This window comes from Streptomyces cupreus (genome assembly GCF_014257025.1).
Lineage (GTDB): Bacteria > Actinomycetota > Actinomycetes > Streptomycetales > Streptomycetaceae > Streptomyces > Streptomyces cupreus.
In genome coordinates this window covers 1-26,161 of sequence record NZ_JACMSF010000010.1, presented here as the reverse complement: position 1 = coordinate 26,161, position 26,161 = coordinate 1, and the positions used below count along the sequence as shown (strand labels likewise).

Annotated in this window: 22 protein-coding genes; 16 read left to right on the top strand and 6 right to left on the bottom strand. The window is 69.7% G+C overall.

Features of this window, described 5'->3' with window-relative positions:
* Positions 1-94: 94 nt before the first annotated feature.
* From H4N64_RS11880 to H4N64_RS11865, 4 genes are all read left to right on the top strand, one after another.
* On the top strand, positions 95-1,993 hold the full coding sequence (locus H4N64_RS11880; protein WP_186282211.1) for a M6 family metalloprotease domain-containing protein: 1,899 nt from the start codon (positions 95-97) through the stop codon (positions 1,991-1,993).
* Between the two features lie 102 nt (positions 1,994-2,095).
* Positions 2,096-3,847: a S8 family serine peptidase gene (locus tag H4N64_RS11875; protein ID WP_336246692.1), complete on the top strand. Its 1,752-nt coding sequence runs from the start codon at positions 2,096-2,098 to the stop codon at positions 3,845-3,847.
* Positions 3,848-3,874: 27 nt separating this feature from the next.
* Positions 3,875-4,954 (top strand): ComEC/Rec2 family competence protein, encoded by a 1,080-nt coding sequence (locus H4N64_RS11870; protein WP_186282209.1) that lies wholly within the window; start codon positions 3,875-3,877, stop codon positions 4,952-4,954.
* Entirely contained in the window at positions 4,951-6,174 is a 1,224-nt protein-coding gene (locus H4N64_RS11865) for a patatin-like phospholipase family protein (RefSeq protein WP_186282208.1), read from the top strand. The genes H4N64_RS11870 and H4N64_RS11865 overlap by 4 nt, the downstream gene beginning before the upstream one ends.
* 206 nt (positions 6,175-6,380) lie before the next feature.
* On the opposite strand, the gene H4N64_RS11860 is transcribed toward H4N64_RS11865, so the two are convergent.
* Positions 6,381-6,797, bottom strand: a complete 417-nt coding sequence (locus H4N64_RS11860; protein ID WP_186282207.1) for a hypothetical protein — start codon at positions 6,795-6,797, stop codon at positions 6,381-6,383.
* A gap of 336 nt (positions 6,798-7,133) precedes the next feature.
* Here H4N64_RS11860 and H4N64_RS11855 point away from each other — a divergent pair, with 336 nt between their 5' ends.
* The 3 genes from H4N64_RS11855 (at position 7,134) to H4N64_RS11845 (ending at position 11,421) form a co-directional block, all read left to right on the top strand.
* Positions 7,134-8,159, top strand: coding sequence for a hypothetical protein (locus H4N64_RS11855; RefSeq protein WP_186282206.1), 1,026 nt, complete (start codon positions 7,134-7,136; stop codon positions 8,157-8,159).
* Positions 8,160-8,256: 97 nt separating this feature from the next.
* Complete coding sequence (locus H4N64_RS11850) at positions 8,257-9,657, top strand: hypothetical protein (RefSeq protein WP_186282205.1); 1,401 nt, start codon at positions 8,257-8,259, stop codon at positions 9,655-9,657.
* Positions 9,658-9,732: 75 nt separating this feature from the next.
* Positions 9,733-11,421: a tetratricopeptide repeat protein gene (locus H4N64_RS11845; protein ID WP_186282204.1), complete on the top strand. Its 1,689-nt coding sequence runs from the start codon at positions 9,733-9,735 to the stop codon at positions 11,419-11,421.
* A 44-nt stretch (positions 11,422-11,465) separates the two neighbouring features.
* Here the strand turns inward: H4N64_RS11845 and H4N64_RS11840 are convergent, their stop codons facing one another.
* A complete protein-coding gene (locus tag H4N64_RS11840) occupies positions 11,466-12,431 on the bottom strand; it encodes a pirin family protein (protein WP_186282203.1) in 966 nt (321 codons plus the stop codon).
* 114 nt (positions 12,432-12,545) lie between these two features.
* Here H4N64_RS11840 and H4N64_RS11835 point away from each other — a divergent pair, with 114 nt between their 5' ends.
* On the top strand, positions 12,546-13,037 hold the full coding sequence (locus tag H4N64_RS11835) for a MarR family winged helix-turn-helix transcriptional regulator (protein ID WP_186282202.1): 492 nt from the start codon (positions 12,546-12,548) through the stop codon (positions 13,035-13,037).
* A complete protein-coding gene (locus H4N64_RS11830) occupies positions 13,034-13,480 on the top strand; it encodes a winged helix DNA-binding protein (protein WP_186282201.1) in 447 nt (148 codons plus the stop codon). The genes H4N64_RS11835 and H4N64_RS11830 overlap by 4 nt, the downstream gene beginning before the upstream one ends.
* Here the strand turns inward: H4N64_RS11830 and H4N64_RS11825 are convergent.
* Together H4N64_RS11825 and H4N64_RS11820 are read right to left on the bottom strand one after the other, a co-directional pair.
* Entirely contained in the window at positions 13,437-14,870 is a 1,434-nt protein-coding gene (locus tag H4N64_RS11825; protein ID WP_186282200.1) for a PepSY-associated TM helix domain-containing protein, read from the bottom strand. The two genes, H4N64_RS11830 and H4N64_RS11825, sit on opposite strands and share 44 nt — an antisense overlap.
* A gap of 201 nt (positions 14,871-15,071) precedes the next feature.
* Positions 15,072-16,019, bottom strand: coding sequence for a recombinase family protein (locus H4N64_RS11820; protein ID WP_186282199.1), 948 nt, complete (start codon positions 16,017-16,019; stop codon positions 15,072-15,074).
* Between the two features lie 769 nt (positions 16,020-16,788).
* Here H4N64_RS11820 and hppD point away from each other — a divergent pair.
* From hppD to H4N64_RS11785, 7 genes are all read left to right on the top strand, one after another.
* Positions 16,789-17,889 carry a 4-hydroxyphenylpyruvate dioxygenase gene (gene hppD / locus H4N64_RS11815; RefSeq protein ID WP_186282198.1) on the top strand — a complete coding sequence of 367 codons (1,101 nt, stop codon included), beginning with the start codon at positions 16,789-16,791 and terminating at the stop codon, positions 17,887-17,889.
* Entirely contained in the window at positions 17,886-19,037 is a 1,152-nt protein-coding gene (locus tag H4N64_RS11810) for an alpha-hydroxy acid oxidase (RefSeq protein ID WP_336246691.1), read from the top strand. Before hppD ends, H4N64_RS11810 begins: the two co-directional genes overlap by 4 nt.
* Positions 19,038-19,052: 15 nt before the next feature.
* Positions 19,053-19,970: a phytanoyl-CoA dioxygenase family protein gene (locus tag H4N64_RS11805; protein WP_186282197.1), complete on the top strand. Its 918-nt coding sequence runs from the start codon at positions 19,053-19,055 to the stop codon at positions 19,968-19,970.
* A complete protein-coding gene (locus H4N64_RS11800) occupies positions 19,967-21,289 on the top strand; it encodes an aminotransferase-like domain-containing protein (protein WP_336246690.1) in 1,323 nt (440 codons plus the stop codon). The genes H4N64_RS11805 and H4N64_RS11800 overlap by 4 nt, the downstream gene beginning before the upstream one ends.
* Complete coding sequence (locus H4N64_RS11795) at positions 21,286-22,239, top strand: EamA family transporter (protein ID WP_186282196.1); 954 nt, start codon at positions 21,286-21,288, stop codon at positions 22,237-22,239. The genes H4N64_RS11800 and H4N64_RS11795 overlap by 4 nt, the downstream gene beginning before the upstream one ends.
* Before the next feature lie 91 nt (positions 22,240-22,330).
* Positions 22,331-23,416, top strand: coding sequence for a prephenate dehydrogenase (locus tag H4N64_RS11790; protein WP_186282195.1), 1,086 nt, complete (start codon positions 22,331-22,333; stop codon positions 23,414-23,416).
* A gap of 87 nt (positions 23,417-23,503) precedes the next feature.
* Entirely contained in the window at positions 23,504-23,863 is a 360-nt protein-coding gene (locus H4N64_RS11785) for a 5-carboxymethyl-2-hydroxymuconate Delta-isomerase (RefSeq protein WP_186282194.1), read from the top strand.
* A gap of 80 nt (positions 23,864-23,943) precedes the next feature.
* Here H4N64_RS11785 and H4N64_RS11780 read toward each other — a convergent pair whose 3' ends face one another.
* Together H4N64_RS11780 and H4N64_RS11775 are read right to left on the bottom strand one after the other, a co-directional pair.
* Positions 23,944-24,927, bottom strand: a complete 984-nt coding sequence (locus H4N64_RS11780) for an aldo/keto reductase (protein WP_186282193.1) — start codon at positions 24,925-24,927, stop codon at positions 23,944-23,946.
* Positions 24,928-25,060: 133 nt separating this feature from the next.
* Positions 25,061-25,906, bottom strand: a complete 846-nt coding sequence (locus H4N64_RS11775; protein ID WP_186282192.1) for an SDR family NAD(P)-dependent oxidoreductase — start codon at positions 25,904-25,906, stop codon at positions 25,061-25,063.
* Between the last annotated feature and the right edge of the window lie 255 nt (positions 25,907-26,161).

Below are 26,161 nucleotides of genomic sequence, written 5' to 3'. Positions count from 1 at the left end.
GTACGTGGGTCCTTCTGCCCTGTGCGTCGCCCCTCCCCCGCTCCAGACTGTAGGCCAGTGCCCTCTTGCGGCCGATTCCGGGAGGTCTTCAGCGATGAGCGGCATCTTCGGCGACACCCTCACCTTCGGCCAGGAAGAGGGCGGCGGTGTCCAGCTCGTCGCCTTCGGCGACGACAAGTACGCGCGATACGAGACCCTCGACGGCTACTCGGTCACCTACGACGCCGACCGCGGCGCCTACTGCTACGCGGAGACCGACGGCGCCGGCGCCGAACGCCGGTTCGTCTCCAGTGGCGTCCTCGTCTCCGAACCGCCCCCCGAGGGGCTGCCCCGGCATCTGAGGGAGGGCCAGCTCTACCGCAGAGAGGTGTTCATGGGCCGGGTGCTGGAAGGGATTCCGGAGGAGGAACGGGCCGAGACCGACCCCGGCACCCTGCTCACCTTCGGTCCTGTCAAGGGCCTGCTCCCCGGCTTTGCCCTGACGAAGGGCGACGTCCAGGGCCTGACGATCCTGGTCGACTTCCCGGACACTCCGACGGACGTGACGGTCGAGGAGGTCTCCGCCCTGCTGAACAGCCCCGACTTCACGGCGAACGGCAACCGCTGCTCCGTCAAGGAGTACTTCCGCACCATGTCGACGGGCAGGCTCAGATTCACCAACACCGTCGTCGGTCCGTTCCGCATGAGCCGGCCCCGGCTCGCGTACGGGCTGGCGCGGCACCGGGGCAAGCTCGTACCGGAGGCGCTTCAGGCGGCCGCGGACGCCGGTGTGGACTTCAGCCGCTTCGACTCCCTCGACCGCGGCATCGTCGACTCCATCTGCATCATGTACGCGGGCCAGACGGAGTTCCGGGAGGATCTGTGGCCCCACAACTCGCGCTTCGCCGCCCAGATCGGCGATGTGCGGTCGGACCTCTACACCATCACGAGCATCGGCGAAACGGCTGCCGACCTGAGCATCGGCACCTTCTGCCACGAGAGCGGGCACCTGCTGTGCCGCTGGCCCGATCTCTACGACTACGGAACCGTCGAACGCGAGGGCGACGACTTCACCAGCGCGGGCATGGGCACCTACTGCGCCATGGCGGCCGGGGACCATCTGGGCGACGGGTTCCTGCCGTCCGCGGTCTGCGTCTATCTGCGCCGCCTGGTGGGCTGGACGCGGGACGTCGACATCTCCGTGCCCGGTGTGTACGAGGCCAACCAGGGCGAGTACGACAAGGCGCTGATCTACCACAACCCGCAGCGCGAGAACGTGGAGTATTACCTGATCGAGAACCGCAGCAGGCTCGGCTTCGACTCCCAGCTGACCTCCAGCGGACTCGCGGTCTACCACTGCGACATCAAGGGCTCCAACGAGTTCCAGCAGGGCAACCAGGTACGCCACTACCAGTGCGCGCTGCTCCAGGCGGACGGCCACCTGGATCTGGAGACCGGCCTGAACTTCGGTGACGGCGGCGACCTGTTCGGTCCTACGGCCGGCACCGCGGTGTCGCACAGCAGCCGCCCCGCGTCCCTGTGGTGGGACGGCAGCGAGTCCGGGCTCACCGTCTCCCAGGTCGGTCCCCCGGGCGAGGTCATCGGCTTCCGCACCGGTGAGCAGGCGGTCGCGGGCCGGCGGATCACGGGCCGGTCGGCCCCGGACGCCGCGATCCCCGACGAGGACGCCGGCGGTCTGACCGACGCGATCACACTCGAAGGCATGGGCACGGTCAGGGAGCTGACGGTGACGCTCGACATCAAGCACCCCCGCATCGGCGATCTGCGCGTGGTGTTGCTGGCGCCGTCGGGCCGCCGGGCCGTGATCCACAACCGCATGGGCGACAACACCGACAACCTTCGCCTGACCCTGACTTCACAGCCACCGTCGCTCCTGGCGCCGCTGGTGGGGGACGCGGTGGCGGGCAGCTGGAAGCTCAAGATCGCGGATGCGGTCGCGGGCGCCGCCGGGACCCTGCGCAGCTGGGATATCGCCATCCGTACCGGCACCTGACTCCACCGACCCACAGCGGGACACCAGATGGACCGAAAAAGGCTTGAGGAATTGTTCTACGGGAAGGGTCCAAGGCCCGTTCCATGGGCGACGGACTGCCCGGTGCGGTTCGACGCCTTGCTGGCGCTCGCTCATGCTCCCGAGGACGGGACGGAGCCGCGGGAGGACCTGATCCTCGCCATCAACGAGGAACACGGTGTCGAGCAGATTCTCCAGCGCTTCAGGAATCTGAACATGATGAACGACTGCCAGCCGATCGCCTCCGGCAGTTTCATCGCGGCGAAGCTGACACTGCGCGAACTCGTCCAGACCGTTCTGCCGAAGACCAACCTCAACCGTGTCATCCGCGATGCGCACGATCTGGCGAACCGGCAGGGAGGCTCCGGCATCGCGGACGCGCTGCACGACGACACCCCGGCAACAGCACGGCCCGGCGCCGTTCCTGAGCGGGCCAGCGACGTTCATGACACCTCCGCGAGGCGGCATGAGCGCACACGGCACCAGCGGTGGTTCCTCAGGCTGCTGACGGCCATCGTCGCGGAGTCGTATCCGCCGCTGCGTGACAGACGGCCGTCGGACCCGGAGGTCAGCGGCGAAGTGGCCGGGATGCTGACCGGCGTTCATCTGGAGCCGGAGGACACCGAGCGCCCTGCGGATCCAGCGGGACAAGGCGTCCTCGACCACAGACAGCGGTATCCGATCCTTTCCGTGACGGCCAACCGGCAGGCGTCCTCCGCGGTCGTACGGTCCCGGGCCACCGTCAAGGCCGACGCCGCCGAGCAGGTCTTCTCCGTGAACTGCAGTTCCATAGGCTGGGCCGTGGTCGACAGCGGCATCGACGCACGGCACCCCGCCTTCTACGACTGGAACACCGCAGCCACGCCGGAGCCGACGCCGAGCCGGTCACGCATTCCCCGTGCCTTCAACTTCGTCGGCGTACGCAGAACACTGTCCCTCGACGCGTTGAACGACGGACGTATCGACTGGCCCATGGCCCTGCCGTACGCCGAAATCGATCTCGCCACGGACCTTGGCACGGCACAGCCTTCCGAGGTCCCGCGCTACCAGCGGTACACCACCCCGGTCGACCCGCACGGCACCCATATCGCCGGGATCATCGGTGCCTGGTGGCCTCGTCCTGGTCAGGAAGAGTTCCGTGGCATCTGTCCCAGGATCCAGCTGTACGACTTCCGGGTCCTCGGCGACGAGGGGACCGGGGACGAGTTCTCCATCGTCACCGCTCTTCAGGCCATCCGGTACATCAATGAGCAGGCGGGGCGGTTCGTCATCGCCGGGGTCAACATCAGCCTCTCCGTGCCGCATGACGTGGCGAGCCACTCGACCGGCTGGACTCCTGTGTGCATCGAGTGCGACCGTCTGGTGCGCTCGGGTGTGGTGGTCGTCGCGGCGGCCGGGAACTCCGGATACGCGGGAGCCGTACGGACCTTGGGCAAGGACTACCGCGGCGCCAGCATCTCCGATCCCGGGAACGCGGAGTCCGTCATCACGGTCGGCTCCACCCATCGCAGCAACCCGTACCGCCATGGCGTCAGCTACTTCTCCAGCCGCGGCCCCACCGGCGACGGCAGGCCGAAGCCCGACCTGCTGGCGCCGGGTGAGGACATCGACGGGCCCGTGCCCGACCAGGGGATCGCCGCGCTGCACGGCACCAGTCAGGCAGCGGCCCATGTCAGCGGAGCCGCCGCGATGCTGCTGGCGCGCAACCGGGAACTGATCGGGCGCCCGGAGCGGATCAAGCAGATCCTGTGCGGGACGGCGACGGATCTGGGCCGGGAACGGCACTTCCAGGGATCCGGACTGGTCGACGTCCTGCGGGCGATGCAGTCCGTCTGAGGCGGCCGGGCTCGAAAGGAGCGTGCCATGTTCACCTTCGACTTCCTCAACGCTCGGCACGGAGATTCCTTCCTGGTCCGGTGGGGGGCACCCAAGGAGCGGGTCATGCTCGTCGACGGCGGGCCGAGCCAGGTCTTCGAGACTTCGCTGCGCGACCGCCTGTCGCAGCTCGCTCCGGACGCCCAGGGCATCCCGAGGATCGATGTCGTCTGCCTGTCCCACGTCGACGACGACCATGCGGTCGGCCTGCTCAAGCTGCTCACCGGGATACAACGCGCCAGAGGGGACCAGGAACCCGATCCCTTCGCCGTGCAGCGGGTCTGGTTCAACTCCGTCGAGGAACTGGTGGACCGCAACGCACCCGGGCTGAGCGCCTCGACCCAGGAGATCGTCGACCGCGCGAGCGAGGACAGCAGTGCCGTCAGGGCCAGTTACAACCAGGGGCGGGCCATCCGGGACGCGGCAGCCGCGCTGGGTCTTGACGGCAACCCCCTCTTCGACGGCCCGCTCCTCGAAGGCGAGGAGGCGACACTCGACCGGTTGCACGTCACGGTGGTGGCCCCGGACGACATCGCCCTGCAGAAGCTGACCGAGCGCTGGCTGGAGGCGAAGAGCCGTCAGGACCCGAAGGTCATCACCACGGCCTACACGGACGGCTCGATACCGAATCTCTCCAGCATCGTCCTGATGCTGAGGCACCAGGGCCGGACCGCACTGCTGACCGGCGACGCCCGAGGCGACCGCATCCTTGCCGGACTGCGCGCCACCGGGCTGCTCGACGACGCGGGACCGCTCCATGTCGACCTGCTGAAACTGCCCCACCACGGCAGTGATCGCAATGTGGAGAGCGACTTCTTCGAGAGTGTCCACGCCGATCACTACGTGATCTCTGCGGACGGAGTGAAGCACCACCACCCCAGCGAGGACACCCTGCGCATGCTCGTCGAATCCAGGGGCCGCGACGACGAGTACACCATCCATCTGACGAACCACATCGACTTCGCCGACGACACCCTCGACGATCTGCGCGACAACCGGAACTTCACGGTGAGCGTCCGGGATCCCGCGGACCTGGCGCTGGTGATAGAGGTAGGTGACGAGCAATGAACCGGCCGAGCCGTCTCGCCGTCGACTCACCCGCCCTCGGTACCGGTCTTCAGGCACGGCCCTGCGGTGACACCCTGCGCCCGGCTCAACCGCCCCCGGCCGACCGGCCGGTCGCCCTCGCACTGTCCGGAGGCGGCTTCCGGGCGACGCTCTCCGCACTGGGTGCCATCCGACTGCTCGCCGATGCGGGGATGCTGTCGGAGCTGCGATACGCGTCGTCGGTTTCCGGGGGATCGATCGCCAATGGCCGGCTCGCCACGAGCTGGCCCGACCTCGGACAACAGGGCTTCAGCACCGCGGCCGTGGACGAACTCCTGATCGACCCCCTCGTCGCGCAGGTCAGCTCCCGCTCGCTCAAGAAGGCGCTGCTGCGGGGGTTGTGGCGCACGGTGGGCCCGATGACCCGCACGGAACTCCTCGCCCGGCGCCTCGACGAGTGGTTCTTCGACGGCACCCTGCTCCAGGACCTGGACCCGGGGGTCCGCTGGATCCTCAACGCGGCCGACTTGACCACCGGCGCCCGGTTCACCTTCGAACGCGACGTGTTCGGCGACTACACGATCGGATTGGCCCCAACCGCCGGAACAGGGCTGAAGCTGAGCACCGCGGTCGCCGCTTCGGCCGCGGTCCCGGGCGCCTTCCCCCCGCTGGTCCTCGACGGCGCAAGCTTCCCCTGCGGCAGCGACGCACCCGCCCTCCTCGACGGAGGCGCCTACGACAACACCGGCACGGAATCCATCGACAGCGAGCGCTACCGCGATGTCTTCCTGCTCGTGCTCAATGCCGGCGGCCTGTTGCGGCCCGGCGTGTACAGCGGGATCCCCGTCATCCGTGATCTCGCGCGCGCCAACTCCCTCCTGTACCGCCAGAGTACGGCGCTGCGCACGCGGTTGATCGTCGAGCGTTTCCTGCGCGGTCGAACCGTGGGCCCCGACGAGACGCTGCCGCCGGGCGCACGCAGGGGCGTCCTGGTGGGCCTGGCCACCGACTTCCCGAAGGACTCCGACGGGCAGTTGGACCAGTGGCGGGACGCCTTCGCCGAGCACCGCACCCACGACGGCCGCGACCTGGCTCTCGTACCGACCGTCTTCGACCAGCTGGAGGAACCCCTGTGCCGGGCCCTGGTGTACCGCGGCTGGTGGCTGGCGGGCGCCGCCCTCGCGGCCTACCATCCACACCGCCTCCCGGACATCACCTCGCTGAAGCCACCGCCGCTGTGAACTCCGCCCCGAAGCCACGCCTGTCCATAGGTGCGTTCGCCATTGAATTGCCCGCTCTCTGCCACCCCCTGCGCGGCTGGCCACCCGCAGGCCGGGCGGAGCCGATCACGCTTGGCAGACATCCGCGAAGCGCTCAAGCCGCCTCCTGGCCCGTCTTCCGTCGGCGGGGCGGTCGTTGCTACCCGGCTGCGTGGCTGCCCCGCTGGTCAACGAGCCAGCTCGGGGGTCTCGATCTCCACCACCGGCTTGTCCGGTTCCTGCCGTAGGGCGTCGAGGCGGTCGGCCAGTTCGGGTGCCGCCGTGCGCAGAACAGCGAGGTCGGTGCGTAATTGGAGGGCCTGCGTCCATTGGACGGCTCGGCCGTGCTCAAGAAGGTCGATGCTCTGATTCGGCCTGCCGGCCAGCAGGGCCGTCGCCGCGGCGGCGCCGGCCAGACCGATCGAACGGGTCAGGAGACTTTCCCGGTCGCCGCGTTCGAGGCCGTGCCAGGCGAGCAGCGGTAGCAGGTCCACGGCCGCCGCGTACCCGTCGGCGGCGAGCGTCTCCTGGCCTGGCAGTGACGCGGCCAGCTCCGCCCAGCTCTCTGCCGCCTCGAAGCGCTGAGCCGCACTCGCGGTCCGCATGCCGGCGGCCGCGCGCCATGCCGACACCGCCTGCGTCGCGTGGTCCTCGGCGCCGACGCGCTCCTGCGTGAGCGTCGCGAGTACATGACCCAGGTTCGACAGGACGCTGAACCGTCGCGGATCGTTGTCCGGCGCGCCGTCGGCGGCCTCACCGATGAGCGCGGCTGCCTGTTCGAGGTCGCCGGGGTCACGGGACCACGCGAACCTGACGCGATGGCAGTCTCTTCGGTGGCGTCGCCATTCCGCAGGTCAGTGGGCGGAACGGGGTCCGTGCTCCGCATACGATGCGCGTGAAACACGCCTCGTACACCTGCACGGAAAGGCACGCGCGCCACTATGTCCGGCCCTCAGAGACCCGTACCGCCCACTCCCCCGACACCGCGCCGCTGGTGGCAGACGGGTGGTGCGCGCGTCGGGGCGGTCGTCGCGGTGCCTGTTCTGGGGCTGCTGAACGACCGGCTGGGTGGATTGATGCTGCTGGTCGCCCTGACCCTGTTGTGGTGGCGCAACCCCTGGCCCAAGAAGGGCCGGTTCGTGGCCACGGTCGTCGCGATGGCGCTCTTCGGAGCGGTACTCCCGGAACAGCCGACCCCAGCCCCGACGGCGGGCTCGGCGCACGTCACTCCGCCCGCCCGCCCGAGTTACGTTCCGGGCGCCGCGCGGACGACGCCCGAGGCGACGATGCCCACGCTGCCCGACTTCACGGGCGACTCATTGGATGTCGCCTTCCCGCGGTCGCGGAAGAAGGGCTTCACCGTCGCCTACCGGGATGCCTCGGAGCAGAAGCGGGAGGTGACGGCGCGCTCGCTGTGGAAGGTGTGCTTCCAGCAGGTCGGCGGCACTCCCGAGGAGCCGACGGTCGACTTCGCCGTCGTACGCCGCGAGGAGCCGTGTCCTCGATACGAGGGCAGGGCGGTGCCGTGGCCGGTCATGCCGGAGGTGGTGTGGAAGACCTGGCGCGCCGCCGTGGCGAAGGTGGTCGCCGCGGGCGTGCCCGAGGACCGGCTGCACGCCGATACGGCGTACCTCAACGACGTCCTGCCTGCTGAGGGTGAGTACGACGACTGGCGGGTCTGCGTCCAGGATCCGGCGGAGGGCGATCCCGTCACGGACGAGGTGTATCTCGTGACGCTCTCGCTGTCTTCGCCCGACCACGGCTGCCCGGCACCGGACCGTGGCCGAGACGCCTACCTGCCCGACCGGGACGACGACGGGGACCCCGACTACCTCGACCCCTACCCCGACGACCGGAACCGCACCCGGCTGTACCCGGACGGCCGACCGAGCGGCTCGGACGGAAGCGGCAGCTCGTCGGGCGGCGGCGACGGCTGGAGCATCTGCCACCACACGCGCTGGTGCTGACGGGAGGGCCCGTGTGACGCCCCCTCACGGTATTGGATCATTCGGTTGAGCTGCGCTGCTTCCGGTGCGGCCCGCTTCTTGATGTCACGGGGATTCGATGACCGCACATGAGTCGGTGCCGGGGCTGGCCGCCAATCCGTCCGCGCCCACCGATGTTCTTCTCCGTATCGTGCCGTCCGAGCACGACTGGGACATCGTCACCCGGCTCGTCCGGCGCAAGTCGCTGCCGGCCGAGGTCGGGGAGGCTCTGGTCACCCATCCCGACCGACGGGTGCGCTCCGCGCTGGCCGAGAGCTGCCACGCCGACCCCGAGCTGCGGGCCAGGCTCCTGGACGGCCCCGACTCGGACGCCATCCTCGTCGCCTGCGGTCCGCTCCCCTACCGTGCGACGGTCCCTGCCCTGCCGGACCGGGCGTACGAGCGGCTGCTGAGCCACGAGCGGCCCATGGTCCGGCACGAGACGGTCATGTCCGCCCATGTCCCCGTCCACGTCCTGGTGCCGCTGGCCACCCACGGGGACCCGGTGTTCCGGCTGGCCGCGTGCCGCCGCGTCTGGTCCGAACTCCCCGACGATGCGCGCGCCGCCCTCCTCGACGACCCGGACCCCGGGATCCGTCAGGCCGCCGCGCTGCACGTCATGCACGAGGACGCCGAGCGCACCGCCTGGCTCGTCGAGACGCTCGCGGACCATTGGCAGCTCGGGGACGTGCTGGAAACCGGCCTGCTCAGCCGGGAGTTGGCCGAGCGCCTGATGGCCGGCGGCAGGCATCTGGCCCGGCTCGCGCTCAATCCGACGTTCCCCGCGGATCTCGCGGCCCGGCTGGCCGGCCACGAGGATCCGCGGGTGCGGCTCGCGGTCTCCGCGCGCCCCGAGCTGACGGAGGATCAGCGGGCCGCGATCGACTGGACGGTGGCGCCCGAGGACCGGCTGGACGTCCTGAGGTGGGTGTGGCGTTCGCGCGGCGACGAGGAGGTGCTGCGCCGCTGCGCGCACTCGGCGCACACCTGGCTGCGGCGCTCCGCCGCGCTCTGTGAGGAGCTGCCCGAGGACTGCGTGCAACTCCTCGCCGACGACGAGGACTTCGCCGTACGACTGCTGCTCGCCGAGTGGCATCCGAAGGCGCCGCCGGAGCTGCTGTACGACCTGTATCTGCACGGCACCCACCGGGCCGTCGGCATGCTCGTCACCCGGCCGGGGTTCCCTTCGGCCGGGCTGGCGGCGCGCTGCGCCGACGCGGCGGATCCGAGGGAACGCGCCCTCGCATTGCGCGATCCGGACGCCTCGCCCTCTTTGGTCGAGCGGCTCAGCCGGGACGCGGACGCGAGGGTGCGCGGGGCGGCGGCCCATGACCCCCGGCTGCCCGTGCGCAGATTGGTCGAGTTGCTCGACGATCCCCAGGTGGGCGGTGCGGCGGCGGCCAACTCCTCGCTGCCGGTGGCGGAGATGCGGGCCCTGCTCGACCGGGCGGGGGTGCCGGAGCTGCCGGCCGGCCGATGACGTCGGTTCTGACAAGGCCTGGCTGGTCAGGGCCACCGCAACCGCCCGGTCGGCCAACTACAAGGCCATGGCACGATGTTGATCGTGACGCAGGACATACAGACCCGCGGCGAAGCGCTCGTCGCCGCCGCACGCGCCGACGACCCGAAGACCGCACGCAGGCACACCGACTTCTTCGTGCTCGGCCATCGCGTGGACGAAGGCATCCCGTACTGGGAGCAGGCGGTGGCGGCGGGTGACGCGTTCTCCCACTACACCCTGGCCCGGTACCGGAAGATCCGTGGGGACCGGCCGGCGGCGGAGGCCCTCTACCGCGCCGTCGCCGACCGCCACTCCGGATGCGCCTACGGCCTCGGTGTCCTGCTCAAGGAGAACGGCGATCCGGAGGCCGCCGAATGGTTCCGGCGCGGCTGGGAGAACGGCCGCGACCTGAACTGCAAGATCGAGCTGGGCAAGCTGCTCGTGGCCGAGGGGCGACTCGACGAGGCGCCGAAGTTCCTGATGAGCGACATCGAGATCGGCGACATCGCGGTCTTCCGCTGGGTGAAGCTCTTCGAGTCCATCCGCGAGGAGTTCGACCGCGTCGCCGCGGACCTCGACGCCGCCGAGGCAGCCGGGGACGGGGACGCCGCGGCCGCGGCCCTGCGACCGCTCTTCGACCTGGAGAAGCACTTCCGTGACTACCCGGGCCTGACCGTCGAGGCCGCGGGTTACTACCGCCGGGCCTCCGTGCTCAGCGCGTCGGCCCGCGTGGACCATGCCGTGTTCCTGACGGAGACCGCCGACGACGCGTCCTGGCCCGAGGCCCGCGGCCTGCTGGTCCAATCCCACGAGGAAGGTTACGAAGGCGCCGCGCACGTGCTCGGAGTCCTGCACGAGCAGCGCGGTGACCTCGCCGACGCCGAGCACTGGTACGGCCTCGCGGCCGGTGCCGGGCACCCGGCCGCCCAGTGGAACCTCGGCATCCTCTGCAAGCGGCAACGGCGGTACGAGGAAGCCGAGCGCTGGTTCCGTCAGGTCGGGGAGGACGACGAGGACGTCGTCGCGCAGCTCGACCGGATCGCCGAGTTGCGCGAGGCGGGCAGCATCGCGCCCGGCAAGGATCTGCGCAGGTTGCCCGGGCTGCGCGAACTCGCCGAGGCGGGCGACGTCCACGCCTCGTACGCGTACGGGAAGATCCTCCGCGACTGGGCCGGCGCGGCCGACCGCCATGTGGTCCGGTGGATCGAACCCGCCGCGCTGGCCGGTGACCCGGAGGCCGGGTACGACCTCGCGGAGGTGTACCGCTCGCTGCGCAGGCCCGCGTTGCGCGATGACTGGTACCGAAGGGCCGCCGAGGCGGGGCACCACGACGCGTGCAATGAGATGGGCTGGCTCTCCGAGTACCACCGGGACTACCAGGAGGCCGAGCGCTGGTATGTGCGCGCGGCCGACGACGGTTCGTCGCTGAACGCCATGCTCGCGGGGAAACTGATGGCCCAGCGCGGCGCGTACATCGAGGCGGAACCCTTCCTGCGCAAGGTCTGGGAAGAGGCCGGCGACGCTGCGCACCGGACGGAGGCCGCGGGCTACTACGGACTCGTCCTGCACCGGCTGGGTCGACTCACGGAAGCCGTCGAACCGCTGCGGACGGCTTCCGCGAGGTGGGACGACGACGTGCGCGCCCGCTACAGCCAGGACGACCTGACCGTGTTGGCCCGGACGGCCGACCCGGCGAAGGAACTGGCGGAGGTGGAAGCCGCGTTGGCGGCCGGACAGCCCTGACCGGGCGGTCCGGCGGACGTCAGCGGCTCACTGCTCCCGACTGGTCAACGCACCCGTCCCCGGGGTTTCAGCGGCAACGCCGGTAGCTCGGGGGCGGGCAGGGGATCCCCGTCGTAGCCCTTCACCTCGCCGAAGCGGGTGCCGGTCATCCAGTCCTGGCGCGCCTGCTCGATCTCTGCCTGGGTCCGCCCGATCCAGTTCCAGAACATGATCAGTTCCTCCTCGAACGGCTCGCCGCCCAGGAGCATCAGGCCCGCCTCCGACTCGGCGCGCAGCGGGAGTTCGGTGCGGCCGCAGCCGAGGTAGAGCATCGAGCCGGGGAGTACCGGGACCCCGTCGACATGGGCCTCGCCGGACATGGACAGTACGGCGTACTCGAAGTCCGGCTCCAGCGGCAGGCGTACGTCCGCGCCGCGGGCGAGTGCCAGGTCGGCGCCGACGAGGGGCGTGTACGTCGTTCCGGGTGAGCGGGCGCCGTCGAGGTCGCCGAGGATCAGGGTGGCCGTGAGGCCGGGCGCCGTGACGACGGGCAGCTCGGAGTGGTGCTCGAAGCGCGGCTCGGTGTGCCGGTCGCCGTCGGGCAGGGCGACCCACAACTGCGCGCCGTGCAGAAAGCGGGCGTGCGGCTTCGGGCTCTCCTCGGAGTGGCTGATCGCCCGGCCGGAGGTCATCAGGCCCAGCTCGCGCGGGCGGATGGTCTGGAGGCTGCCGGTGGAGTCGCGGTGCAGCACCTCGCCCTCGTGCAGCCAACTCACCGTCTGCAGGCCCATGTGCGGGTGCGGGGGTACCTGCATACCGGGCTCGTCGGCGATGTCGTCGGGGCCGTAGTGATCGACGAAGCACCAGGCGCCCACCATACGGCGGCCCAGGTTGGGCAGCAGTCGGCGCACTTCGGAGGACTCGCCGAGCTTGACCCGGCGAGGGCTGAGGAGTTCCCGTACGGGCTCCGCCACGACGAAGCCGCGGCCGCCGCACACCGCGGGCACGGGCTCGCGATCAAGATTGCTCATGCCGCCCAAACTAGCCCCGCCGGCGCCGCCCCGTCAGTCCGTCACTCCGGGCGGCCCCGATGCAGGTCAAGAAAATAGTAGCCATGGACATAGTAGCCATGTACTGTATCTGTCATGAGCAAGGGTTCCGAGAAGGCCACACCCGGTTTCCTGGTGTGGCGCCTGTCGACGAAGTGGCGGGTCGCGGTCGACCGAGCCGTGACCCCACTGGGGCTCACCCACGCGCAGTACGCGCTGGTGGCCTCGCTGTACGGCATGCAGCGCGAGGGGGAGCGCCCCAGCCAGCGGCGCCTGGCCGACCACACCGGCCTTGAGCCGCTGTACGTCTCCAAGCTGGCGCGCTCCCTGGAAACCGCCGGCCTCCTCGAACGCACCCGGGACCCCCGCGACCCGCGCGCGGTGCAGCTGACGCTGACCGAGCAGGGCCGCGAGAAGACCCGGCAGGCGATCGACGTCGTACAAGGACTCCTGCAGCAGTTGCTGGCGCCGCTCGGCGGCCTGGACAGCGCGCGCACCCGGGAGTTCACGCGCGACCTGGCAACCCTGCTCGACGCACCTCTTGATCCGTTCGCCCTGAACAGCGAGTCCGACAAGGAGCAGTCATGACCACCACCACTCCCCTGGTCGACCCCCGAGTCATAGCCCTGGCCCACTACGCCGGCCGCGCGCTGCTGGAGAAGGTGCTGGACCGTCACGGCGCGACATTCCAGCAGTCCGTCACCCTCCGGCTCGTCGCCATCGCCGACGGCCCGGTCGAGCGCGACCACCTCGTCGACGGCGTCGTCGGCGCGCTGAAGATCGACGCCGCCGAGGCACACACCGTGGTCGACGAGCTGATCAACGCCGAACTGCTGTCCTCTCAGGAGCCGTCCCAGGTACGGATCACGGACGCCGGACGGAAGCTGTACGACAGGACCTCCGCCGAGACCGCCCCCATCAGCGCCCGGATCTACGCCGGTATCCCCACGGAGGACCTGGCAGCGGCCGGACGTGTGCTGACCCTCATCACCGAGCGGGCCAACGCCGAGCTGGCCGCCCTGACGACGTAGCCGTGGGAGCAGTACGCCCGCGCCGATGATCGATCTCGCCGAGCACGATGTCGACGGCGAGGAAGGCCAACAGGGAGATCCCGAGCAGCGGAACGAAGTAGCCGACCACGGCGGCCACCGCCGCCAGCGGCACCAGAACCTGCGGCGGCACCTGCTGCCAGGCGCCGCGCGGGATCGGCCGGCCGAAGGCGGAGCCGCGGCCGCGCTGCCACCACATCCGGTAACCCCAGACGATCAGCACGATCAGCGAGAGCGCGAGCAGCATCAGGGCGATCTGGCTGACCAGGCCGAACAGCACGCCGGTGTGCAGATCGATGCCCCAGCGGGTCAGCTTGGCGAGCACCGGGTAGTCGGCGAACCGCAGTTCGTCGGTGACCCGACCGGTGGTGGGGTCGACGGCGACGGAGTCCTGCTTGGTGGGCCAACTGCGCTGAATCTGCTTCACCACGTACGCCGACTCCGCGTCCGCGGGCGGCACGATCTCGACCGGGTCGCCGAGCCCCTTGGCGCGGGCCGCCGCGAGCACCTTGTCGAGGCCGACGCCGTGCGCGGCGTCCCCGGCGGCGGCCGAGGCTCCATGACCGGAGTGCTCACCGCCCGCGCCGGCCGAGATCGACGGGGTCGCCCCGCCGAGCGAAGTGCGCAGTTCGTCGATGTTGGCGCCGGTGTACTGCGACCAGGTCAGACCGGTGGCCGACAGGAACAGAAACCCGGCGGCGGCCCAGGCACCGACCGTGCCGTGCAGCCCCAGGGTGCGACGACGCCCGCTGGTACCGCGCACCTTCCTGCGGGCCCGGCGCCGGGAGAACCACAGCACCAGACCACCCAGCGCGATCACCCACAGCCAGCTCGCGGCGAGTTCGCTGTACAGCCGGCCGGTCTCCCCGAGGCGCAGATCGCGGTGGAACTCGTCGATCCAGGTGCGCAGCGGAAGCGCGCCGGTGGAGCCGTACTGTTCTAGCGAGCCGCGCACCTCGGCGGTGTACGGGTCGACGAAGACGGCAAGGGTGTAGTCCTGATCGACTCCCTCAACCCCGGACAACATCACCCTGGTGGTCGCGTCGTCCTCGGGGGACGGCCGTACGGCCGCGACCGTCCCCTCGGGGTGGGCCTTGCGGGCGGCGGCGACCTGCTCGGAGATCGGCAGCTTCTCGTCGCCGACGGGGACGGTCAGCTCATGCGCGTACACGATCTTCTCGGCCTGGAACGAGGCGGCGTACAGAAACCCGGTCGCGGCGGCGAGAAGCAGGAACGGCGCGACGAGCACTCCGGCGTAGAAGTGCAGCCGCAGGATCAACGGGCGCAGGGGCGCCCAGGTGCGGCGGACCGGCGCCGGGGCGGCGTCGGACGGTGGGGCCTCGTCCGTGGTGGTCGAGGGAGGGGTGGACATCGGCGAGCCTCTCCGGGGCTGGGGACGCTTGTTGTGCTGTTGCGGTCCAGTAGTCGGGCCGAGGCACGCCGGAGTTCCCGCCCTATGAAGTGACCTGAGCCACATCCACGAAGGGCAGCGGGATCCGCCGATGCCGGGGATGACACCGAGCTTGATCTCGGGTCGGCCGAAGACGGCCGTGTCGGTGGCGATCTTCGCCGGTCACAGTTCCACAGTTCCACGGACCGTGATCCGCCCGGGCGCGAACACGGCCTTCGACTTAAGCAGGTTGTCGGCATCGGAATAGACGAGTTGCAGTCCCATGGAGCGGAACACCCGGGCGAGTCCCTCGCCCCTGGCCTCCCGGAGGGCCTTCCCGTAGTGGTCGGCCGCCTCGATGACCAGAGCGCGGAAACGGCCCGGGCTGGGATCCCCCGCGAGCGCCAGGAGGCTGTGCGGCGTGCAGACCGTGCGTAGCCAGGCGATGAGCGGTCTGAGTGCGTTCGTCTCCCGCAGGTACACATTGCGGGGATGGCTGATGCGGTTCGCCGTCGCTTGCTCGGCCGGCAGTCGGCACCGGTAATACGGCTCCGCGTTGTTCCAGGTCCCCTGCATGAGCCGGTTGCATCTGATGCAGCGCATCAGACCCCGCAGCAGGTACCGCTGTTTCCCGGTGGCCGTACCCGGCTCGCGCTGGAGCCGGCGGCGGGCGACGAACATCCGGTGCACCTGATCGAACACTTCGTACGGGACGATCGCGCCGGACACCGCATGCACACCGACCGTGCCATCGGGCGTGGGGTGATCGGCGTAGCGCGGGTTCGCCAGGATCGCGCGCACCGTGCCCTTGGACCACGCCGCCTCCGGCAGCGTCGCACCACGCCCGTACGCCCCCGGGCTCGGGATCGCATCCAGGTTGAGGCCGTCCGCGATGCGCTGGAGCCCCTTGCCGGACAGGTACTCCCGGAAGATCCGCCGGACCACCGGCGCGGTCCACTCGTCCGGGACGAGGCCCTGTCCTGCCTTCATTTCCTCCTCGGAGGTCGGCGGCCGGTAGCCGTACGGTGAACGGCCGCGCAGCCGTGCCGTCGGCGCCACGGTGGCAGGTCGGGGGCCGGTGTCCGCGCCCGGGCTCCTCCTGTCCGTGGTCCGGCCTTGCTCAGTGTGCACAGATGACGCTCCCCCGTGTTCTTGCTTTCCTGGCACAAGTCGCGTGACCCCGGTCAGCTCCCGATCAGCTCGGTGAGATCCGGCAGAGGCCGTCACTGAACGGCCCCTTGCCGAGGATCTTGCGGGTCAAGCTCCGCTGTTCTGCGAGTGCGTCACGCATGGATGCGTCTCCTCTGCCGTGCGGTGGGTCGGACAAGGAGGCCGCCCGCCACCCGCTGACGGTAAGCAGGCCCTACCTATGACACGGCTCGTCAACTCCCGCCGCCTTCCACCGGATTCGCCCACTCGTGCGCCGTCATGACAACCTCGCTCACCCTGAACGTTATTCGACAATGTCGTACGGCAATCGTCAAATGCTGAGCCCTGGTTGATGGGGGTTCGAAATATCGCCGTGCAGTACCGTCGCGGTCCGCAGGTTGCCCACGACCTATTCCGCAAGCTCGGAGCCCAGGTAAGCGGGGCCGTGCGCCTGCGGCCGAGGGCATTTCCCGGGCCCTGCAACGTCTTCCACAAACCATCAACTCGCCCTCCACAGGCCCCCGTCCGCCTAGTCGCTCCCTGTGCGACCACACTGCGACCACATGCTTGACGGGACCAGGGTCGGTGGGCTTTGCTTCCCACGGCCGTTCGGCAATGCCGTACTACGTTCGCAAGGGCACGACGAGGCGCTCGCGCAGGTCGCTGACGCAGAACCTCCCGGGTCGCACAGCCCTGCTGCAGGACCGATCCGCTCCTCAACTCCCTTGCCTCAACGAGCGATTGGATCAAGGTGACTGTCCATTCCGTCGACCATGTCGAGTTCTTCGTGGGGGATGTCAATCAGGCATCCCATTACTACGGCCGTACCTACGGCTTCCGAGTGGTGGCCGAGGCGGGCCCGCTCACCGGGCTCGCCTCGGCCCGCTCGCTGGTACTGGCGCACGGCGGCGTCCGCCTGGTACTGACGTCCCCCCTGCACGCCGACCACGCAGCCTCGCGGTTCGTCCGCAGGCACGGCGACGGCGTGCGCGATGTCGCCCTGCGGTCCACCGATGCCGCGGGCGACTATGAGCGGGCGCTGGCGGCCGGGGCCGAGTCCGTCGCGGAACCGGAAACCTTCGAGGACGCCGACGGCCGGGTCATACGGGCCACCATCGCCGCGACCAATGACCTGGTGCACACCTTCGTTCAGCGTGACGACCCGTCAGGCGCCTTTCTGCCGGGCAGGTATCTGCCCGTGACCGACGAGCCCGCGCCGGGGCCCGAACTGCTGCGATCCGTCGATCACCTGGCTCTGTGCCTGCGCGCCGGTTCGCTGGATACCATGGTCGACTTCTATCAGCGGGCACTGGGGCTGCGGCATACCTACGACGAGTACATCGTCGTCGGCGGTCAGGCGATGGCCTCGAAGGTCGTTCAGGACGAGACCAGGGGTGTCACCTTCACCATGGTGGAACCGGACCTCACCGGCGACCGCGGCCAGCTGAACGACTTCCTCGACGCATTCGACGGCCCCGGCGTCCAGCATGTGGCCTACGGCACCGACGACATCGTCGAGGCCGCCCGCGAACTGCGGGCATCCGGCGTCGAATTGCTCTCGACGCCCGTCGGCTACTACTCCGCGCTGGCTGATCGCGGTATCGACGTGCACATCGACACCGAGGTGCTGCAGGAGCTGGGACTGCTGGCCGACCGGGACGAATGGGGCCAGCTGGTACAGGTGTTCACCCGCTCCCCGTACGCCCGCAGGACGGTGTTCTTCGAGCTGATCCAGCGGCTCGACGCACGGACCTTCGGCAGCGGCAACATCAAGGCCCTCTACGAGGCCGTGGAGCGCGAGCGCGCCGAGGCCTCCGTACCGGCCGGCGCCGCGGCGAGGACGGGCGGGTGACCGCGCTGACCGGACCTCAGGGCGGTCGGCAGGACCTGCTGCTCTCCCCGCAGGACTACGAGGCGGCGGCACGCGCCCGGCTCGACCGGCCCGTGTGGGACTACATCGCCGGCGGCAGCGGCGACGAGGTGACCCTGCGGGAGGACCGTGCGGCATACCACCGCTACCGGCTGCGTCCCCGTGCCTTGGTCGATGTGTCCCACTGCGAGCTGAGCACCACACTGCTCGGCGGGCCCGTGGATTTCCCCGTCGGCATCGCACCCATGGCCTACCACGGTCTGGTCCATGCCGACGGCGAGACCGCCACCGTCCGCGCGGCCGGTGCGGTAGGCGCACTCACCATCACCAGCACCTTCGCCAGCAGGACGCTGGAGGAGACCGCACGGGCCGGGACCGGACCGCTGTGGCTGCAGCTCTATGTGATGCGTCGAAGGGAGGTCACCGAATCCCTCGTACGACGGGCCGAAGCCGCCGGATACCGAGCCCTGGTGATCACGGTCGACACCCCCCGGATGGCGCGTCGGCACCGCGACCTGCGCAATGGCTTCGGTCTGCCCTTGCATGTCCGGCCGGCCAATCTCGACGACTGCCACCGGGCCGGACTGCACTGGGGCCGTTCCGGTGGCTCCACTCTCGCCGAGCACGCCGCGCAGCACCACGACGCCGCGTTCACCTGGGACGACCTGGCCTGGGTGCGCTCGCTGACCAGCCTGCCGCTGGTGCTGAAGGGCGTACTCACCGCGGGGGACGCCCGGCGGGCGGCCGGACTGGGGATCGAGGGGCTGATCGTGTCCACGCACGGAGGCCGCCAACTCGACGGTGCCATACCGGCACTGGACGCGCTTCCCGAGGTCGTCGCGGCCGTGCAGGGCCAGTGCGAAGTCCTCGTCGACGGCGGCATCCGCCGCGGCAGCGACGTGCTCAAGGCGCTGGCGCTCGGGGCCCGCGCGGTGTTCGTCGGCCGTCCGATCCTGTGGGGCCTCGCCGTCGACGGTGCGGAGGGCGTCGAACGGGTCCTGGCCACCATCCGGGCGGAGCTGGAAGAGGCGATGGCGCTGACCGGCCGGTCCCGGCTCGACACCGTCAACCGGGATCTCCTTCACCCTTGCGCAGACCCCGCGTACCACCGCACCCTCAACCCCCTTTAACGGCAGGGATATGACATGACGACGAACGACGCGCACTTCACGCTGACCGCCGCCGAACAGGACCTTCTGCCGTCCGACGAGGAGGTGCGGTTCTACCAGGAGTACGGCTGGTATCTGTCGAAGAAGCTGTTGACCGATGACGAGGTCGACCTGCTGAACTCCGCGGCCGACCGCTTCTACGCCGGCCACCGTGACCGCACCCTGCCGAAGCGTCCGCCGCGCCTGGCGTACTGGGAGCCCGAGCAGGGCGATGTGCACCGGCACAACGACTACATCTTCTACGAGGACGACACCATCCGCGGCATCCTGTCCAAGCCGGTCATCGCGGCCGTGGCGGCACGGATAGCACAGACCAGCCAGATACGCCTGTGGAACAGCACGCTCATCCACAAGCCGCCGCGTGCGGACGACGCCCGCAATATCGTGCCCTGGCACTTCGACCGCCACTACTGGCAGACCTGCTCCTCCGACGAGATGCTCACCGCCTTCATCCCCTTCCACGACTGTGGCGAGGAGATGGGGACGATCACGATGATCGACGGCAGCCACCGCTGGAAGGAGACCGGCGGCGACGATTCCACCAGTCGCCACTTCGCCGATCGCAACCGGTCGGAACTCGAGGAGATGCTTGCGGAGAACGCCGCGTTCAACAACGCGAAGGTACGCAAGAGTCCGGTGAACATCCCCAAGGGACACATCAGCTTCCACCACTGCCGCACCTACCACGGCAGCGGCCACAACGTGAGCGACCGTCCCCGCCGCGCCATCTCCTTCCACCTGCAGGACCGCACCAACCAGTGGCGGCCGTACGAGCTGTCCTCCGGCGAGCGGGTCGTCTACAACAACGACGTGCTCGTACGCGCGGACGCGAACGGCAACCCCGACTACACCGACCCGGACTTCTGCCCGGTCCTGTGGGAGGACCCGCGGTGACCCAAGGTCCCCCCACCACCGTGCTGTCGGCCGATGAGCTGCACGCATCGCTCGGTGACCCGCTCATGGAGGTGATGAATTTCCTCAACGAGGTCACCTCCCGCTATCCGGAGGCGATCTCCTTCGGCCCGGGGCGCCCGTACGAAGGGCTCTTCGAGGTCGAGCGGATCGGTGACTACCTCGACGCCTACACGCGGCATCTCTCCGAGGAACTGGGCCGGACCCCCGACGAGATCCGCACCATGCTCTTCCAGTACGGGCGCACCAACGGCCAGATCCACGACCTGGTGGCGCGCGTCCTGCGCAACGACGAGGGCATCGAGGCGAACCCCGATGCCCTCGTGGTCACCGTGGGCTGCCAGGAGGGCATGTTCATCACCCTCCGCGCCCTGTTCACCGGCCCCTCGGACGTCCTGCTGGTCTCCTCTCCCTGTTATGTCGGGGTCACCGGAGCGGCCCGGCTGCTGGACGTCGAGACGGTGCATGTGCCCGAGGGCGAGGACGGGGCCGACCTGGAGCTGCTGCGGCGGACGGTCGCCGAGCTACGTGCGGCCGGAAAGCGGCCGCGCGCGTTCTACCTGGTGCCGGACTTCTCGAACCCCACCGGCGCCTGCCTGCCGCTCCCCGCGCGTCGCCGTCTGCTGGACCTGGCCGAGGAGGAGGACCTGCTCCTTCTGGAGGACAATCCGTACGGGTTCTTCACCCGCACCGGGACCGGCCTGCCCACCCTCAAGGCGCTGGACAGCCGGCGGCGAGTGATCTACCTCGGGTCCTTCGCCAAGACCTGCTTCCCCGGCGCCCGGGTCGGCTATGTGGTCGCCGATCAGCGCGTCCGGGCGGCAGACGGCAGCCACGGGCTCCTGGCGGACGAACTGTCCAAGATCAAGGGCATGGTGACGGTCAATACGCCCGCCATCAGCCAGGCGGTGATCGGGGGCATGCTCCTCAGCCACGACTTCCGCCTGCGGGAGGCCAACAAGCCCGCTGCCGACTTCTACCGGAACAATCTGACCGTACTGCTGGATTGTCTCGACCGGCTGCTGCCTCCGGAGCGGCGCGAGGCGGCCGGAATTCACTGGAACTCGCCGGAGGGCGGATTCTTCCTGACTCTGACGCTGCCGGTTCCGGCGGACAACGCACTCCTCGAAGAGTCCGCCAGCGAGCACGGGGTGATCTGGACGCCCATGAGCTACTTCCATCCGGACCGGGACGGCGGCGGCCGGCATCAGATGCGGCTGTCCCTCAGCTGCCTGACGCCGGAGCAAGTGGCCGAGGGAGCCCGTCGGCTGGTGGATCTGCTGGAACGGAGCTGCCTGTGAACGCCTTGCTCTACGGCGTAACGGTGCTGATCTGGGGTTCCACCTGGCTGGCCATCAAGGGCCAGCTCGGGGACGTACACCCCACGGCGTCGATCGCGTACCGGTTCGCCCTGGCGGCCGTGATCCTGCTGGCATGGGCCCGTCTGCGCGGGTTGCCGCTGCGCTATCCCCTGCGCGTGCACGGCCAGTTCGCCCTCATGGGCGCCCTGATGTTCTCCACCAATTTCGTCTGCTTCTATTTCGCAGAAGAGCATCTGACCACCGGTCTCGTCTCGATCGTCTTCGCGATGTCACTGGTAGTGAACATGGTGTTCGCCCGCTTCTTCTTCAAGCGCGCCATCACGGTGAAGACGCTCATCGGCGGCGCGGTCGGACTGCTGGGGATCTCAACGGTGTTCTGGCCGGAGTTCCAGAACTTCGGCCTCTCCTCCGACTCGGGCCAGGGCATCGCGCTCTCGGCACTCGGCACCCTGGTGTTCTGCCTGGGGAACGTGGTCTCCGGCAAGACCCAGGCCGCCGGCATCCCGGTGATCCAGAGCACCGGGTACGCCATGACCTACGGGGCGCTGCTGATGGCCCCGTTCGCCGCCGTCCTCGGCAAGGGCGCCCTGTTCGACCCCACGCCGCGATACGCGGGCTCGCTCGTCTACCTGGCCGTCTTCGGCTCAGTGGTGGGTTTCGGCGCCTATCTCACGCTGCTTGGCCGGATCGGTGGCGAGCGCGCGGCGTACGCGATGGTGCTCTTCCCGATCGTGGCGCTGCTGCTGTCCACGATGTTCGAGGACTTCCACTGGACCGGGCGGGACCTGGCGGGCGTCGTCCTGATCCTGATCGGCAACGCAGTGATGCTGACCGACCCGACGCTGCTGCGGCGCCTGACCGGCAACCGGTTCCCCGCCCAACCGGCGACATCGACGCAGCCGACGGCAGAGAGCACAGCCGACCGGTAATGCCCTCCCCGCAGGTCCGTCCGGGCCCATCCGCAGACCGGATGGGCCGGAGCGGGCTGCCGCCCATCTCACCACGGTCGAGGAGCGACCCTTGCATACCGCTGCAGTCGTCGGCACTGGTCTCATCGGCACATCGATCGCGCTGGCACTGACCGGCCGCGGAGTGACCACCCACTTGATCGACCGCAACCCCGACAGCGTACGCATCGCCGCCGCACGAGGAGCGGGGACGCCCGAACCGCCTTCGGCACCGGTGGACATCGCCGTCATCTGCGTTCCACCGTCGGCGGTCGCCAAGACCGTCGCGGAACACCAGAAGGCCGAACTGGCCACGGTGTACACGGACGTGGCGAGCGTGAAGGCGCTGCCCTACGCCGAATGCCTGGCCCTGGGATGCGACACCACCGCTCTGGTGGGCGGACATCCGCTCGCCGGGCGGGAACGCTCCGGGCCGCTGTCGGCCCGCGCCGATCTATTCCGTGACCACCGCTGGGTACTCACTCCCACCCCGGAGACCAACGAGGACACACTCAACCGCACCCTGGAACTGGTGTCGCTCTGCGGCGCCGTCCCGGTACTGCTGGACCCACCCGACCACGACCGGGCCGTGGCGCTGACCTCCCATCTCCCCCACCTGCTGGCGAGCCTCACCGCCGCCCGGCTGCTGGAGGGCGAGGACTACGCGGTACGGCTGGCCGGTGGCGGCATACGGGACGTCACCCGGATCGCCGCAGGTGACGCCGCGCTGTGGACGGACATCCTCGCGGCCAACGCCCCGGCCGTCGGTGCGCTGCTCGCCGAGCTCACCGCGGACCTGCAGCGAACGGCCGACGCACTGGCCCGACTCACCGACGGGACACCGGAACAGCAGGGCGGTGCCCTGGCGGACCTGACCGACATCCTGCGCCGCGGCTGCGAGGGCCGGGCCCGCATCACGACCGCACACGGCGGCGTAGGAGCGCCCTTGGCCACCTCGCTCTCGGTCTCCATCGGCGCCCCGGACCGCCGCCTGGGGCGGCTGCTTGAGGATGTGAGCGAGGCACGGGTGGATCTGGAGGACTTGGCGTTCCCGGATCCGGCTGCGCCGCAACGCTCGGTCGAGCTCCTGGTCACCCCTGACGCGGCGCGCCCACTGTCCGACGCCCTGCTCGACCGAGGCTGGGCGGTCCGCTTTTGACGCAACGTAACCAATGGAGCCAGGGAAAGCAGCTCACCCCATCCCCGGCATCAGCGCCTTTACAGCCCATCGAACCAGGAGACTTACATGCCGCACATCACCGTGGACTACGACAAGCCCTTGGACGGCTTCTTCAACCGCCGCCGCTTCGCCCTCGAACTCCACGCGCTGGCCGCCAAGACAGTCGACGGCATCACGGTCGAAAGCTGTAAGACACGCTTCCGGTACGTCGAGGAGGCCGTCATCTCGGACGGCAAGCCTGGTCAGGCCCTGATCCACATCGACTTTGCGATCCTCCCGGGCCGTTCGACGCAGACCAAGACCGAACTGAGCCGTGCGGTACTCGACTTGGTACGCGCACACACGGCAACCGTGCCCGACACGGTGGTACACGCGTCCGTCGATGTACACGACCTCAGCGCCTCATACACGAAGCACGTTGGGTGAGTTGGGTAAAGGGCTCGCAGACAGGCAAATTGCCGTGCGGCTCGGCGGAGCGAGCCGCCGGTACGCCGCACGGCCGGGGGTCAGCCGTTGAGGTTCTGCATCAGCTCGGAGGCGTAGCGGTCGCCGGAGACGATGCCGCGTGGGGCGACGGCTTCGATGGCGGCCAGGTCCTCGTCGGTGATCGTCATGGCGGTGGCGGCGACGTTCTCCTCCAGGTAGCGGCGGCGCTTGGTGCCGGGGATGGCGACCGCGCTCTGGTGCAGCACCCAGGCGAGAGCCAGCTGGGACGGCGAGACCTGCTTGGCGGCGGCGATGCGGCGGACCTCGTCGACCACGGCCAGGTTGCGGGCGAAGTTCTCGCCCTGGAAGCGCGGGTCGGTGCGGCGGAAGTCGTCGGCGGCGAAGTCGTCCGGGCTGGTGATCGCACCGGACAGGAACCCGCGCCCGAGCGGCGAGTAGGCGACCAGGCCGATCCCGAGCTCGTTCAGGGTGGCCATGACCCCGTCGTTCTCGATGCCACGCTCGAAGAGCGAGTACTCGGTCTGGATCGCCGTGAGGGGGTGGACGGAGTGGGCGCGGCGAATGGTCTGCGGGGCGACCTCGGACAGGCCGATGTAGCGGGCCTTGCCGACGGCCACCAGCTCACCCATGGCGCCGACGGTCTCCTCGATCGGCACCTGCGGGTCGACCCGGTGCAGGTAGTAGAGGTCGACGTGGTCGGTGTCCAGGTGGCGCAGGGAGCGGTCCAGGGAACGACGGATGTACTCAGGGCGCCCGTTGAGGCCGACGAGCGTGCCGTCGTCGGTGAACTCGATGCCGGTCTTGGTGGCGACGACGGCCTGCTCGCGGCGGCCGGCGAGGGCCTTGCCGAGGAGCTGCTCGTTGATGAATGGGCCGTAGCTCTCGGCGGTGTCCAGCAGGGTCACGCCCAGTTCCAGGGCGCGGTCGATGGTAGCGAGGGACTCGGCCTCGTCAGTGCTGCCATAGAAGGCGCTCATGCCCATGCAGCCGAGTCCTTCGACGGAGACGGTCAGGCCCTGGCTGCCGAGGGTGCGGAGTTCCACGGTGATCTTCCTTGATGTTGCGGGTCGTTCTGTGATGTGTGACTGGTCAGGTTGTGCTTCCGGTGCGCTGCGACCCTCGGCCCGGACCGGGTCGGTTTGCGTGCCGGCCGCGGGCGGGCGGGAGGTGGGGCGGTCAGCACACCCAGGTACCGGTGAGGGTCTGGACGGCGGAGCCGTCGAGGTCGGCGAGGGTGGTGGCGACGAAGTCGCGGGCCCACGGCGAGGTCTGGATGCGGAAGGGCGGGCGAGCGGCGGTCAGGGCATCGACGATCGGGGCGGCTGCCTCGACCGGGGTCTGGGCGTTGCCGAACGACTGCCGGGTGCGGGAGATGTAGGCCTCAAGCGCCGGGCGATAGGGCCCGGCGGCGGCGAGCAGGGTCGGAACATCCAGGCCGAGATTGGCGACGAACTCGCTCGCCACCGCGCCCGGCTCGACCACGGTGACATCGACACCGACGGTGGAGGCGACCGGCGCGAGGGACTGCATGAAGCCCTCCACGGCGAACTTCGCCGCGCAGTAGGCCTCGTTGAAGGGCTGGCCGACGACGCCGCCGACGCTGCTGACGGTGATCACCCGGCCCTTCGACGCACGCAGGTGCGGCAGGGCGGCCCTGGTCACCGCCACCACGCCGAAGAAGTTGACCTCCATGGCCGCGCGGACGTCGTCGACGCTGCTTTGCTCGATGGTGCCGACCTGGGCGGCTCCGGCGTTGTTGACCAGCGCGTCCAGGCGGCCGTGCTCGGCGACGGCCTCGTCCAGGCAGGCGGTGATGCCGACGGAGTCGGTCACATCCAGGCGCCTGACCTGGATCCGGTCCTCTACACCCGCCTCGGCGGCGGCCTTGAGCAGGGCCTCGGCCCTGCTCGTGTCGCGCATGGTGGCGATGGCCGTCCAGCCCGCCCGGGCGGCACCGATGGCGGCGGCCAGGCCGATGCCGGAGGACGTACCGGTGATCAGAACCGTCTTCGGGGAGGTCATGAGGGTCTTCCTTACCTGGGGAGCACAACGGGCCGGCACCGTAACCGGGGAGTTCCCCGGTTATCCGCCAACCGTAATCGGGGAACTCCCCGGTTGTCCAGTTAGACTGGTCCCGCGACGAAGGGAGCAGTCTTGACCAGCAAGCCGAGCGTGTTGCGTGCCGATGCCCGCCGCAACCGGGAGCGCATCCTCGAAGCGGCCGTGCGTGCCTTCTCCGAGAAGGGCGCGGATGTGGCGATCGACACGATCGCCAAC

Excerpts from the sequence above, each read along its gene's own strand:
- H4N64_RS11775 (WP_186282192.1), bottom strand. The coding sequence starts at position 25,906 with ATGACCTCCCCGAAGACGGTTCTGATCACCGGTACGTCCTCCGGCATC.
- H4N64_RS11835 (WP_186282202.1), top strand. The coding sequence starts at position 12,546 with ATGAGCAAGGGTTCCGAGAAGGCCACACCCGGTTTCCTGGTGTGGCGC.
- H4N64_RS11880 (WP_186282211.1), top strand. The coding sequence starts at position 95 with ATGAGCGGCATCTTCGGCGACACCCTCACCTTCGGCCAGGAAGAGGGC.
- H4N64_RS11855 (WP_186282206.1), top strand. The coding sequence starts at position 7,134 with ATGTCCGGCCCTCAGAGACCCGTACCGCCCACTCCCCCGACACCGCGC.
- H4N64_RS11825 (WP_186282200.1), bottom strand. The coding sequence starts at position 14,870 with ATGTCCACCCCTCCCTCGACCACCACGGACGAGGCCCCACCGTCCGAC.
- H4N64_RS11860 (WP_186282207.1), bottom strand. The coding sequence starts at position 6,797 with ATGCGGACCGCGAGTGCGGCTCAGCGCTTCGAGGCGGCAGAGAGCTGG.
- H4N64_RS11865 (WP_186282208.1), top strand. The coding sequence starts at position 4,951 with ATGAACCGGCCGAGCCGTCTCGCCGTCGACTCACCCGCCCTCGGTACC.
- H4N64_RS11785 (WP_186282194.1), top strand. The coding sequence starts at position 23,504 with ATGCCGCACATCACCGTGGACTACGACAAGCCCTTGGACGGCTTCTTC.
- H4N64_RS11850 (WP_186282205.1), top strand. The coding sequence starts at position 8,257 with ATGACCGCACATGAGTCGGTGCCGGGGCTGGCCGCCAATCCGTCCGCG.
- H4N64_RS11845 (WP_186282204.1), top strand. The coding sequence starts at position 9,733 with ATGTTGATCGTGACGCAGGACATACAGACCCGCGGCGAAGCGCTCGTC.
- H4N64_RS11830 (WP_186282201.1), top strand. The coding sequence starts at position 13,034 with ATGACCACCACCACTCCCCTGGTCGACCCCCGAGTCATAGCCCTGGCC.
- H4N64_RS11840 (WP_186282203.1), bottom strand. The coding sequence starts at position 12,431 with ATGAGCAATCTTGATCGCGAGCCCGTGCCCGCGGTGTGCGGCGGCCGC.
- H4N64_RS11805 (WP_186282197.1), top strand. The coding sequence starts at position 19,053 with ATGACGACGAACGACGCGCACTTCACGCTGACCGCCGCCGAACAGGAC.
- H4N64_RS11870 (WP_186282209.1), top strand. The coding sequence starts at position 3,875 with ATGTTCACCTTCGACTTCCTCAACGCTCGGCACGGAGATTCCTTCCTG.